Source organism: Microbacterium kyungheense, from assembly GCF_006783905.1.
GTDB lineage: Bacteria > Actinomycetota > Actinomycetes > Actinomycetales > Microbacteriaceae > Microbacterium > Microbacterium kyungheense.
The window spans coordinates 433,169-445,612 of the sequence record NZ_VFPE01000002.1 but is presented as its reverse complement, the minus strand read 5'-3'; the positions used below and the strand labels follow the sequence as shown (position 1 = coordinate 445,612).

12 protein-coding genes and 1 tRNA gene are annotated in these 12,444 nt (G+C 69.9%); 4 read left to right on the top strand and 9 right to left on the bottom strand.

All coding sequences use genetic code 11. The features are described from left to right. Positions 1-92: 92 nt before the first annotated feature. From FB391_RS08755 to arfA, 4 genes are read left to right on the top strand one after another with little or no spacing between them, the layout of a single operon-like run. A complete protein-coding gene (locus tag FB391_RS08755; protein WP_141894053.1) occupies positions 93-1,430 on the top strand; it encodes an extracellular solute-binding protein in 1,338 nt (445 codons plus the stop codon). Next, complete coding sequence (locus FB391_RS08750; protein WP_141894052.1) at positions 1,427-2,374, top strand: carbohydrate ABC transporter permease; 948 nt, start codon at positions 1,427-1,429, stop codon at positions 2,372-2,374. The genes FB391_RS08755 and FB391_RS08750 overlap by 4 nt, the downstream gene beginning before the upstream one ends. Then, positions 2,374-3,279 carry a carbohydrate ABC transporter permease gene (locus tag FB391_RS08745; RefSeq protein WP_141894051.1) on the top strand — a complete coding sequence of 302 codons (906 nt, stop codon included), beginning with the start codon at positions 2,374-2,376 and terminating at the stop codon, positions 3,277-3,279. Before FB391_RS08750 ends, FB391_RS08745 begins: the two co-directional genes overlap by 1 nt. 23 nt (positions 3,280-3,302) lie before the next feature. Then, entirely contained in the window at positions 3,303-4,826 is a 1,524-nt protein-coding gene (gene arfA, locus FB391_RS08740; protein ID WP_141894050.1) for an arabinosylfuranosidase ArfA, read from the top strand. 35 nt (positions 4,827-4,861) lie between these two features. Here arfA and FB391_RS08735 read toward each other — a convergent pair. The 9 genes from FB391_RS08735 to FB391_RS08695 all read right to left on the bottom strand — a co-directional run bounded on the left by FB391_RS08735 (position 4,862) and on the right by FB391_RS08695 (position 12,382). Beyond that, positions 4,862-4,934 (bottom strand) — tRNA-Leu (locus FB391_RS08735). A gap of 72 nt (positions 4,935-5,006) precedes the next feature. Beyond that, positions 5,007-6,437: an NAD(P)/FAD-dependent oxidoreductase gene (locus tag FB391_RS08730; protein WP_141894049.1), complete on the bottom strand. Its 1,431-nt coding sequence runs from the start codon at positions 6,435-6,437 to the stop codon at positions 5,007-5,009. A gap of 33 nt (positions 6,438-6,470) precedes the next feature. Further along, positions 6,471-7,769: a S8 family peptidase gene (locus tag FB391_RS08725; RefSeq protein ID WP_185843009.1), complete on the bottom strand. Its 1,299-nt coding sequence runs from the start codon at positions 7,767-7,769 to the stop codon at positions 6,471-6,473. Further along, positions 7,766-8,281, bottom strand: coding sequence for a DUF501 domain-containing protein (locus FB391_RS08720; RefSeq protein ID WP_141894047.1), 516 nt, complete (start codon positions 8,279-8,281; stop codon positions 7,766-7,768). The genes FB391_RS08725 and FB391_RS08720 overlap by 4 nt, the downstream gene beginning before the upstream one ends. Before the next feature lie 58 nt (positions 8,282-8,339). After that, positions 8,340-8,894 (bottom strand): FtsB family cell division protein, encoded by a 555-nt coding sequence (locus tag FB391_RS08715; RefSeq protein WP_246093428.1) that lies wholly within the window; start codon positions 8,892-8,894, stop codon positions 8,340-8,342. 31 nt (positions 8,895-8,925) lie between these two features. Next, complete coding sequence (eno, locus tag FB391_RS08710; RefSeq protein ID WP_141894046.1) at positions 8,926-10,206, bottom strand: phosphopyruvate hydratase; 1,281 nt, start codon at positions 10,204-10,206, stop codon at positions 8,926-8,928. A 103-nt stretch (positions 10,207-10,309) separates the two neighbouring features. After that, positions 10,310-10,978: an O-methyltransferase gene (locus FB391_RS08705; RefSeq protein WP_141894045.1), complete on the bottom strand. Its 669-nt coding sequence runs from the start codon at positions 10,976-10,978 to the stop codon at positions 10,310-10,312. 31 nt (positions 10,979-11,009) lie between these two features. Continuing rightward, positions 11,010-12,014: a DUF1648 domain-containing protein gene (locus FB391_RS08700; RefSeq protein ID WP_141894044.1), complete on the bottom strand. Its 1,005-nt coding sequence runs from the start codon at positions 12,012-12,014 to the stop codon at positions 11,010-11,012. Continuing rightward, positions 12,011-12,382 carry a GntR family transcriptional regulator gene (locus tag FB391_RS08695; RefSeq protein WP_141894043.1) on the bottom strand — a complete coding sequence of 124 codons (372 nt, stop codon included), beginning with the start codon at positions 12,380-12,382 and terminating at the stop codon, positions 12,011-12,013. Before FB391_RS08695 ends, FB391_RS08700 begins: the two co-directional genes overlap by 4 nt. Positions 12,383-12,444: the final 62 nt, after the last annotated feature.

The window sequence follows — 12,444 nt, the reverse complement described above, 5'->3', positions numbered from 1 at the left end:
TGCGCCGGGTCGCGTGCGGAACCGGCTCTTGCATCCTGAATTACCACGATGTAAACATGTAGCCACCCCCGCCCGGTCACGAAGGAGTGACGATGACGCCCCCGCTCGATCTGTCTCGAAGGCAGTTCCTCAGCGCAGCCTCCGCTGCCGCCGGAGCCGCCCTGCTCGCCGGCTGCGCCGCAGGCGCACCGACGGGTCCCACACCACAGACGCTCCAGTTCTGGCATCTGCTGTCCGGTGGCGACGGTGTCACCATGTCGCAGCTCCTCCAGAACGTCAACGATGCGCAGAACGACTTCCGCATCCGCCCGACGGTGCTCGCCTGGGGCACCCCGTACTACACCAAGCTCGCCATGGCGGCCGCCGGCGGGCGCGCCCCTGACGTCGCGATCATGCACGCGACCCGCACGGTCGGGTGGGCCCCGGGCGGGCTGCTGGACCCGTGGGATCTCGACCAGCTGGCCGAGCTCGGCGTCGACAGCTCCACCTTCCCCCAGCCGATCTGGGACAAGGGGGCCGTCGACGGCAAGCACTACAGCATCGCCCTCGACGCGCATCCGTTCATCGCGATGTTCAACACCGACATCTGCGACACCGCGGGAGTGCTCGACAGCGACGGGAAGCTCACCGAGACCTCGAGCCCCGAGGAGTTCCTGGACCAGCTGCGCGAGATCGGCGGCGCCGCCGACGGCCACGCTCTCTCGTACGGCTACCTCGGCGACGGCGCGCAGATGTGGCGCCTCTTCTACACCCTGTACTGCCAGCACGGGATCGCGATGGAACTGCCCGAGGGCGGCAAGGCCGTCATGGACAAGGATGCCGCGATCGAGTCGCTCAGCTACATGCGCACCCTGCTCGACGGCGAGATCGCCGCGACCCAGGCCGACTACGGCACCGCCGTGGCCGAGTTCGCCACCGGCAAGAGCGGGATGCTGTTCACCGGCGTGTGGGAGCTGCGCACGATGCAGAACGCCGAGCTGCCCTTTGATGCGACGATGATCCCGACGCTCTACGGCACCGCCGCCGCGTACGCCGACTCGCACTCGTTCGTCCTGCCGCGCCAGGCCAGTGCGGACGCACATCGACGCGATCTGACGTACCAGTTCGTTGCCGACATGCTCAAGGGCTCGTTCGGGTGGGCCGAGGCCGGCCACATCCCCGCGTTCCTGCCGGTGACCGAGTCGGCGGAGTACGCCGAACTGGTTCCGCAGGCCCACTACGCCGACGCGGCGCAGCACGTGGTGTACGACCCGACCGCGTGGTTCACCGGCTCGGGCTCGAACTTCCAGGGCGAGTTCGGCGCCGCCGTCCAGAACGTGCTGCTCAGCGGCGACGACCCCGCTGCGGCGATCGACCGGTTCGAGTCCCGCGTGAACACCTTCCTGAAGCAGCCGAACCCGGCAGATCCCGAAGGGACGTCCCGGTCATGACGACTTCCGTCACCTCCACGCGCACCATCGTCACCGGCCGGTCATCCGTCCGCACCCAGCGGGCGGGCTCCCGCCACCACCGCGACCAGCTGGTCAGCTGGGCGTTCGTCGCACCGTTCCTCGTCGCGTTCCTCCTCTTCCTCGTGTGGCCGATCGTCCACGGCATCTTCCTCAGCTTCACGAACCAGTCCCTGACCGGGGCCGGCGGTGATCTCGTCGGCTTCGCCAACTACGCCGAGGCGCTCACCGACCCGGTGATGTGGCGGTCGATGTGGAACACCGTGTGGTTCACCGTCCTCTCGACGGTGCCGCTCGTCCTCATCGCGCTCGTCATGGCCGCGCTGGTGGATCGCGGCCTGCCGGGTCAGTGGCTGTGGCGCCTGTCGTTCTTCATGCCCTACCTGCTGGCATCCACCGTCATCTCGCAGATCTGGGTGTGGATCTTCAACCCGCAGATCGGCGCGGCGAACAACATCCTGAAGTTCTTCGGGCTGCAGCCCATCGCCTGGCTGCAGAACCCCGACACGAACATGCTCGCGATCGTGATCGCGACGGTGTGGTGGACGGTCGGGTTCAACTTCCTCCTGTACCTGGCGTCGATGCAGAACATCCCCGCCCAGCAGTACGAGGCGGCATCCCTCGACGGCGCCGGCGCGTGGCGGCAGTTCTGGTCCATCACGCTGCCGCAGCTCGGACCGGCGACCGTCCTGATCGTGCTGCTGCAGGTCCTCGCGTCGCTGAAGCTCTTCGACCAGGCGTACCAGATGCTGGGCGGGGTCGCGAGCGACACCACACGCTCCATCGTCCAGTACATCTACGAGACGGGCTTCGTCGGCTACCGGTTCGGGTACTCGGCGGCCATCTCGTACATCTTCTTCACCCTCATCGTCATCCTGGGCGTCGCGCAGGCGCTGATCACGCGTCGCCGGAAGGAGCAGTTCTGATGTCCACCGCCACCCTCACGCCCACCGAGACGATCGTCTCGGCCAAGCCGCGCGGGCGCGGCCACCTGCCGGGCCAGAACCCGTTCGGGCCGCTGCGCATCGCCGCGTTCGTGGTGCTGCTGCTGATGGCGATCGGCTGGCTGCTCCCGTTCCTCTGGGCCGTGGCGACCGCCTTCAAGACCGAGCCGGACGCGGCATCGGGCGACCCGTCGTGGATCGGTGCGTCGGGTCCGACGCTGGATGCCTTCACGGCGATCCTGTCGCAGGGCAACGTGTACATCTGGGCGTTCAACAGCCTCCTGACATCCGTGCTGATCACCGCCATCACACTGGCGATCTCGGCGCTGGCCGCCTACGCGTTCTCTCGCCTCGACTTCGCCGGCCGCCGGTGGCTGTTCGTCGTGATCGTGGCCTCGATCGTGGTGCCGCCCCAGGTGCTGATCATCCCGCTCTTCTATCAGATGCTGACCTTCAACCTGGTGGACACGTACTGGGGGCTCATCCTCCCCCAGATCGTCGCGCCGGTGATGGTGTTCATCCTGAAGCGGTTCTTCGACGCGATCCCCATCGAGCTCGAGGATGCGGCCCGCGTCGACGGCGCAGGACGGTTCCGGATCTTCTGGTCGATCGTGCTGCCCCTGTCTCGCCCGATCCTCGCGTCGGTGGCGATCTTCGTGTTCATCGGCGCGTGGAACAACTTCCTGTGGCCGTTCCTCGTCATCAACGACACCACGCTGATGACGCTCCCCGTCGGGCTCCAGACCGTGATCAGCGCGTACGGCGTGCAGTACGCGCAGATCATGGCCCAGGCGGTCCTGGCGGCACTCCCGCTCATCATCGTGTTCATGATCTTCCAGAAGCAGATCGTCAAGGGCGTGGTCACCAGCGGCTTCGGCGGCCAGTGACCCCCCTTTCCCAGAGGAGAGCAATGCCTCAGTCCCGCATCACCATCGACCGCGACTTCACGATCGGAGACGTGCCGCGCCGCCTCTTCGGCTCTTTCGTGGAGCACATGGGAAGGTGCGTGTACACCGGCATCTTCGAGCCCGGGCATCCCCGCGCCGACGAGCGCGGCTTCCGCACCGATGTGCTCGAGCTGGTGCGCGAGATGGGTCCGACCGTGATCCGGTACCCCGGCGGCAATTTCGTGTCGGGGTACCAGTGGGAGGACGGCGTGGGCCCGGTCGCCGAGCGTCCCGTCCGCATGGACGGCGCGTGGCACACGATCGAGACCAACGCGTTCGGGCTGCACGAGTTCGTCGACTGGGCGCGCGCGGCCGATGTCGAGATCATGGAGGCGATCAACCTCGGCACCCGCGGGGTCGAGGAGGCGCGCTCCCTCGTCGAGTACGCGAACCACCCGGGCGGGACCTACTGGTCGGACCTGCGCCGTCGCAACGGCGCGGAGCAGCCGTTCGACATCAAGCTGTGGTGCCTGGGCAACGAGCTGGACGGCCCGTGGCAGATCGGCCACAAGACGGCGGCCGAATACGGGCGCCTCGCGCAAGAGACCGCCAAGGCCATGAAGCTCGTCGACGACTCGATCGAACTGGTGGCCGTGGGCTCGTCCAACCGCGGCATGCCCACGTTCGGCACCTGGGAGCACACGGTGCTCACGCACGCGTACGACGAGGTCGACTACATCTCGATGCACGCGTACTATCGCGAAGCCGACGGCGACGCCGCCTCGTTCCTGGCCGAAGCGGTCGACGTGGATGCCTTCATCGACGGCGTCATCGCCACGATCGACGCGGTCAAGGCCGCCGGCAAGCACACCAAGCAGGTCAACATCTCGTTCGACGAGTGGAACGTGTGGGACTTCGACCGCTACAACGACGCAGAGGCGGCCGAGATCGCCGCATCCGGATGGCGGGAGCATCCGCGGCTCATCGAGGACACGTACAACGTGACGGATGCCGTCGTCGTGGGCACGTTCCTGAACAGCCTGCTGCGGCACGGCGACCGCGTGCGCATCGCCAACCAGGCTCAGCTCGTGAACGTGATCGGGCCCATCCGCTCCGAGCCGGGCGGTGCGGCATGGCGGCAGACGACCTTCTGGCCCTTCGAACGGATGGCGCGGCTCGCCAGGGGCCGCATCCTGCAGCTCGCGGTGTCGTCGTCGCAGATCGCCACGAACCGCTACGGCGATGTCGACTCGGTCGACGCCGCGGCGACCTATGACGAGAGCACCGGCCGGGTCGTCGTCTTCGTGGCCAACCGTGCGATCGACGAGTCCAACGACCTGACGATCGAGCTGCACGGGATGGGGTCGCTGCGGGTGGTCAACGCCGAGACGCTCACGATCCCCGAGGGGGGCGACCGCCTGACGACGAACCTCGAGGGCTCGCCGGACGCCGTCCACATGGTGCCCCTGGCCGCCGCGGAAGTGGTCGACGGTGCGGTGCGGGCCACACTCCCGCCGCTGTCGTGGACGGTCCTCGAGCTCGCGTGAGCGGGCGCGACCGCCCAGGACGGCGACCGCTGCCGTACCCCCGGTGGGACTCGAACCCACACTGAAGCGATTTTAAGTCGCCTGCCTCTGCCATTGGGCTACGGGGGCGGGAGGCCGTCCGCGAAGACGCGAATGCCGCAGGCTCATCTTGTCAGACGAGACTGCGGCATTCGCGGTTGCTCAGTTGGCGGCGACCTTCTCGGCGTCGGCGGCCTTCTTCGCGGGAGCCTTGCGCGCGGGCGCCTTCGCGGCCGGTGCGGCCGGCTCGGCGGGCGCCTCGACGGGCTGCGGCGGACGCGGGCGCGCGGCGAACTCTTCGAAGACGTACCGCGGGTTCTGCACCGTCGACAGGTTGACCAGGTCGCGACCGAGCCAGAAGTTGTTCCACCAGCCCCACAGGACGCGCCACTTGCGCTCCCACGAAGGCATGGCGAGGCCGTGGTAGCCGCGATGCGCGAGCCAGGCGATCCAGCCCTTGAGGGCGAGGTTGCCCGACTGGAAGACGCCGACCCACAGGCCGAGGCCCGCGACGGCGCCGAGGTTCTTGTGGAAGTACTGACGGGGCAGCTCACCGCGGAGCACCGCGACCAGGTTCTTGGCGAGGAGCTTCGCCTGGCGGACCGCGTGCTGCGCGTTGGGCACGCAGTAACCGCCCACACCGCCGCCGGACAGGTCGGGAACGGCCGACACGTCACCGGCGGCCCAAGCGCCCTCGACGAACTCGTCCTCGGTGCCCACGCGCAGGTCGGCGCGGGTGCGGATGCGGCCGCGTTCCTCGACGGGGAGGTCGCCGCCGCGGACGACGGTCGGGTTGGCCATGACGCCCGCGGTCCAGATGATCAGGTCGGTCGGGATGACCTCGCCCGTCGACAGCTGGACGTTGCCGTCCACGGCGCCCTGCACCTGCGTGTCGAGGTGAACCGACGCCCCGCGCTTGGCGAGGTTCTTCAGCACCCATTCGCTCGTCTTGAGCGACACCTCGGGCATGATGCGCCCCATCGCCTCGATGAGGTGGAAGTGCGTGTCGTCGAAGGTCAGCTGCGGATAGCTCTTGACGAGCGAGGATGCCAGCGAGCGCAGCTCGGCGAACACCTCGATGCCTGCGAAGCCGCCGCCGACGACGACGACCGTGAGCAGGCGATCGCGCTCGGGGCCGGCAGGAAGCGTCGAAGCCTTGTCGAAGTTCGACATCAGCCGGTCACGGATCGCGACAGCCTCTTCGATCGTCTTGAGGCCGATCGCGTTGTCGGCGATGCCCGGGATCGGGAACGTGCGCGACACGGCACCGGCCGTGACGACGATCTGGTCGTACTCGAACTCGTACGGCGCGCCGGCGATGGGCGTGATCGTCGCCGTCTTGTGCGCGTGGTCGATGCCCGTGACCTTGGCGGCCACGACGTTCGTGCGCTTGAGGTGGCGGCGCAGCGCCACGACCGCGTGGCGCGCCTCGATCGAACCGGCGGCGACCTCGGGGAGGAACGGCTGGTAGGTCATGTAGGGCAGCGGGTCGACGATCGTGACCTCTGCCTCACCCTTGCGAAGATGCTTCTCGAGCTTCCACGCGGTGTAGAAGCCTGCGTATCCGCCGCCGACGATAAGGATCTTTGGCACGGTGTTGCTCACGGTGGGGACTACTCCTGGATGTCAGCGGCTCGGCGTGCGGGACGCCAATCGGATGCGTCGGACAGCAGCGGTGACGCCGAGCGCCACCAGTATAGCGGCCGCCGTGAGCAACGTGAGCGGCAGCGTCCCGTACAGGACGGTGTCGCGGTCGGGCAGCAGCGGTGACGACGCGCGCGTCATCGCGTCGGCCTTCGGCAGCGGGGGGATCTCGGCAGACGGTGCCGATTCTGTCGGCAGCGGCGCCGACTGCGCCCGGCGGTACAGCCGCACCCAGTCCTTGAGGCTGCCCATGGGATTCGCGTCGACGCGCGCGACGTTCGCCGACACCGCGGCGGCGGCATCGACCAGTCCGAAGCCGTACAGCAGCTTGTCCGCCGGGTCCGTGCCGACCGGGTGCGCGGTCTTGACGATGCGGTTGATGACGTTGTCGGCGTCGAGCTCGGGATGCGCAGCCCGCACCAGAGCGGCGATGCCGGCGACGATGGGCGCCGCGCCGCTCGTCCCGTCCCACGAGACCACGGTGCCGTCGGCCGAGACGCCGACCAGTTCCTCGCTCGGCGCCGAGACCCCGATCGTGATGCCCTGGGTCGACGCGTCCACGCTCGCCTTGCCGGCACGGTCCACGCCGCCGACGGTCAGCACGCCCGGGATCGTGGCGGGCGCGCCCACCTTGGTGGTGCCGCTCCCCCGGTTGCCGGCAGCCACCACGACCACGACGTCATGATCGAACGCGTACTGGAACGCCTCGTCCCAGCTCTCCGGCCAGTCGGGCACGTTCGTCGTCAGCGACATGTTGATGACGTCCGCGCCGTTGTCGACCGACCAGTGGATCGCGTCGACGATCTGGTCGGCGAAGGAGCGTGTCGCCGACGACCCGAAACCCACCGACACCGCCAGCAGCTGCGCCTCGGGCGCGACCCCGATCACACCGGTGTCGGGCCCCGTGCCCCGGCCTGCGGCCAGCGAGGCGACCCAGCTGCCGTGATCGGCGTCGACCGCGCCGACCGGCGTACGGCCGTCGGGCGAGCCGGCACCCGACACGTCCGTCCCAGCGCTGACGGCGCCGTCGAACTCGCTCGTGCCACGGCCGATGCCGGTGTCGACGATCGCGATCTTGACGCCGGCGCCCCGCGTGGTCTGCCACGCTTCGGCGATGCCGTAGTCGTTCAGCCAGTACTGCGCCGCACGGACCGCGTCCTGGCCGGCTGCGCCGGGCGGGGAGGCCTCGGGGGTCGCCGCCTGAGCCGTCGCCGGTGCGCCCGCGACGAGCGTCGTCGCGACGGCGGCAGCGGCGATCGCGCCCAGGAGGCGACGGATCATCCGGCCGATCCCGGCTGGGCGCACACGCAGCGGTCGGGCGACCACGACGAGAGCTGCAGCGCGCGATCCCCGATCGGGTTGACGCCCGGCCCCGCGGCGAGCGCGTGGCCGGCCAGGGCGTGCAGGCATTTGACGCGTGTCGGCATGCCGCCCGCCGAGATGCCGGCGATCTCTTCGGGTTCGCCGTACACGGCGCGGTCGCGCAGATACGCCTCGTGGGCGCCCTGGTACGCCGCCGCGACCTCGTCGTCGGCCAGCTCCTCCGAGAGCTCGCGCATCACATGGTCGGCTTCGAGCGTCGACATCGCCGCCGTCGCGGCGGGGTGCGTCAGGTAGTAGAACGTCGGGAAGGGCGAACCGTCGGGCAGCCGGGGCGAGGTCGCCACGACGGTCGGGTTGCCGCACACGCAGCGCGCGGCGATGCCGATGACCCCGCGGGCGGGACGCCCGAGCTGCTCGCGAAGCACGGCGAGGTCGGCGTCGCGGACAGGGGGGAACGGCGGGGTCGTCACGATTCCAGGCTACCCAAGGCGCCTGGGACGCGGCTGGACCGTGACCGTGTGCGACGGCTCAGGGGATCGGCGTGCCGCCGGTGGGTGCGGGATCGGTCGGCGTGACATCGGGGACGCCGAACGTGACGGGGGCGACGGTCTGGGCGAGGCCCGCCTCGGTGACCGAGCGCACCAGCTGCGACATCCAGTCCGTCTGCGCCGCCTGGACCTCGTCGCTCACGGGCGCCTGCTCCTGGGGTGCGAGCTCCGGCGGCAGATCGTTGTCGACGAGGTACACGACCTCGCCCGGCTTGACGTAGTACAGACGCTCACGCGCCTGCGTGGTGATGTAGGCCGGGTCCTGCCACCGCTCGCGCTGTGCTTTGAGGTCGGCGACCTCGTCGCGGCTGAGCTGGACCGCCGCCTCGAGCGCGGCGATCTGCTGGCGCTGGTCGACATACGTCCCGATCGTCGGCACCAGCACGAACGCCGCGAGCACGACGAGGCCCAGCATGATGGCCATGAAACCCGAGAGCCGGATGCCGCCGAGCCAGCCCCGTACGTCTACGGGGCGCCGACCGGCCACCGGGCGCCGGCGGGAGGGACGAGAAGGGGGAGCCGTCGTCTTGGCCACGGCTCCCCCCTCTCGTACGTCGTTCTGCGCGTCAGCCCTTGAAACGGGGGAACGCTCCGCGACCCGCGAAGACCGCGGCGTCGCCGAGCTCTTCTTCGATGCGCAGAAGCTGATTGTATTTCGCGACACGCTCGCTGCGAGCGGGCGCGCCGGTCTTGATCTGACCGCAGTTCACGGCGACCGCCAGGTCGGCGATGGTGGTGTCCTCGGTCTCGCCGGAACGGTGCGACAGCATCGAGCGGTAGCCGTTCTGCGTCGCCAGGGCCACCGCGTCGAGCGTCTCGGTGAGCGTGCCGATCTGGTTGACCTTGACCAGCAGCGCGTTCGCGACACCGAGGTCGATGCCGCGCTGCAGGCGCTCGGGGTTGGTGACGAACAGGTCGTCGCCGACGAGCTGCACCTTGGTGCCGAGCTCATCGGTGAGGGCCTTCCAGGCGTCCCAGTCGTCCTCGGCGAGGGCGTCCTCGATCGTGACGATCGGGTAGTTCTCGACCAGGTCGGCGAAGTAGCCGGTCAGCTTCTCGGCCGACCACGCCTGACCCTCGACGGTGTAGACGCCGTCCTTGAAGAACTCGGTGGCGGCGACGTCGAGACCGACGGCGACGTCCTTGCCGGGCGTGAAGCCGGCCTTCTCGATCGCCTTCATGAGGAAGTCGAGGCCCTCGCGGTTGCTGGGCAGGTCGGGCGCGAAGCCGCCCTCGTCGCCGAGGCCGGTGGCGTAGCCGGCGGCCTTCAGCTCGCCCTTGAGCACGTGGTACACCTCGGTGCCCCAGCGCAGCGACTCGCGGTAGGTCTCGGCGCCGATCGGCGCGAGGAAGAACTCCTGGAAGTCGATGCCGTTGTCGGCGTGCTCGCCGCCGTTGATGACGTTGAACAGCGGCACGGGCAGGACGTGCGCGTTGGGGCCGCCCAGGTAGCGGAACAGCGGCAGGTCGGCCGAGTCGGCCGCGGCCTTGGCGACGGCGAGCGAGATGCCGAGGATCGCGTTGGCGCCCGTGCGCTCCTTGTTGGAGGTGCCGTCGGTCTCGTTCAGGATCTCGTCGATGACGCGCTGCTCGCTCGCCTCGACGCCCTCGATGGCCGGGCCGAGCTCGTCGATGACGGCGTCGATCGCCTTCAGGACGCCCTTGCCGCCATAGCGGCCCTTGTCGCCGTCGCGCAGCTCGTACGCCTCGAAAGCGCCGGTCGACGCGCCGGAGGGGACGGCCGCCCGCTGGACGATCCCGTCGTCGAGCAGCACCTCCACCTCGACGGTCGGGTTTCCGCGCGAGTCGAGGATCTCGCGCGCGCCTACAGCCTCGATCTGTGCCACAGGGGGTCTCCTTGTTCGTGGAGTGGGTGGTTCTCGGAGCGTCGTCGGTCCGCGGCCAGTCTAGTGAGGTGGGGTGCCGCGCCTCAGGTCGGATGACGTGCGGTCACACGACCAGCGCCACCGCGATCCCGTCGTAGCCCTTCGCATCGAGTGTCTGCAGGGCCGTGGCGTCGAAGCGAGGGTCGCGGCCCAGCATCTCCAGACCCCGCTGGACGCCGATGATCTGGGGGTTCTCAGTGGCGGGATTGGCCACCTCTCCGCCGCGCACGGCGTTGTCGACCATGACGACGGTGCCGGGGCGCCCGAGTCGCGCCGCCCAGTCGAGGTAGATCGTGTTGGACTCCTTGTCGGCGTCGATGAAGACGAGGTCGAAGGGCTCGCCGCCTTCGAGCGTCGGCAGCACGTCGGCGCCGCGCCCGACGCGGATCTCTACCCGATCGCCGACGCCGGCCCGCTCGAGGTTCGCGCGCGCGATGTCGGCGTTGCGTGGTTCGGCCTCGATCGTCACGACGCGGCCGCCCTCGGGAACGGCACGCGCGAGCCAGATCGTCGAGTACGCGCCGAGCGTGCCGATCTCGAGCACGCGTCGTGCTCCGGCCATGCGGGCGAGCAGATGCAGCAGCTTGCCGTTGACCGGCGCGACCTCGATCGCCGGCAGCCCGGCGTCGTTCTGCTCCTCGACCGCGCGCTCCAGGCCGGGGTCGTGGCCCACGAGCAGTTCGGTCAGGTAGGTGTCGACGCGGCGCCAGGTGTCAGGGGTGGGGTCAGCCATGCCCCCAGCAAAACCGGCGCCGCGCCGGGCGTCAAGGCCTGGCCGCCGTCCGCTGGACCAGAGCCTCCAGCAGTGCGGCGGCGGTCTCGGCGTCGTCGACGGTGACGACCAGCCGTCGCCCGCTGCCACGCGTGACCTCCAGGGCCTCGCCGGTGCGCAGCACGATCCCGAAGCGGCGACCCTGCGGCGCGATGCGAAGTCCCCAGCCGCCGAACTCCCCCATCGGGTTCACGTGCACGCGGGCGGCGCCGACGACGTCCGAGAGGGGCACACGGAAGCGAGGGATGCCGAGCACGGAATCGACGGCGAGACCGGTGTCGTCCACGCGGACGTGGAACGCGAGCGTGGTCGCGGCGAAGAACACCAGGAGCACGGCGGCAGCGGTGAGCAGCCACGCGAGGGCGGGGCTCGCGCCCGTGACCCACGCCACGACGGCGGCCACCGCGACGAGCACGACGGCTGCGACGATGGCGACCGCCGCGGCCGTCGACATCGAGATCGTCCGCATCCACAGGACGCGTTCGTTCGGCCCGAGTGCGAGCGGCGCGGCTGACGGCGACGGCAGGGCCGCCTGCGCCGTCTTCGGCTGCAGGAACCACGCGGCGACGCCCACCACGGCGGCGGCGATCAGCGACGCGGCGAGGGCCGCCCATACCGTCGGCGCCTGCGCGGCGTCGAGCCCCACCTGCATCACCAGCGACCAGGTGAGTGCGACGCTGACGAGCAGCGACACCGCCGCGGCGCTCGCGCCCATGAGCCGGTATGTCGGCCCGCGGTCGCCGCGACGCAGGCCGCCCAGCGAGGTGAGCGCCATCAGCAGCGGGAGCCCGAGACCGAACAACGCGGTCATGAGAGGCTGCGTCCACGCCGGTGCGAAGCCGTCCGCCTCGCCCGCGGCGTTCCAGTGCACCGCGATGGTCGACGGCGACTGCGCAAGAGCGATCAGCTGGATCGCCACGGCCGCGGCGACGACGACGACCGGCAGCCAGACGGCGACCAGGACGAAGCGGCGGACGGCGACGTCGGGGCGGGTCATCGGTGCTCCTTGGGTTCGGCACGACCGGCCTCTTTCACGAGGGCGGCCAGAGCGTCGGGGGCGAGTCCCGCCGCGCGCGCCCGCGCGACGAGGTCGAGGATGTCGTGGTGGAGGTCCTGCAGCGCTGCCGCCTGGGCGGTCACGGCCGCGCCACGCCCTCTGCGCAGCTCGACCAGACCCTCGTCGCGGAGGTCCTGATAGGCGTGCAGCACGGTGTGCACGTTCACTCCGAGCGCCGACGCGATGTCGCGGGCGGCCGGAAGCCGGTCGCCGGCGCGAAGGCGGCCGGCGGCGGCATCCGCCCGCACGGAGGCGGCGATCTGCGCGAACAGCGGCGCATCGCTCTCGGGATCGATCCTCACCAACACAGACTTATTCTATGACAACTAGAACAATTGTGTGCAAGCGCCAATCGACGGCGCGCGCAGCG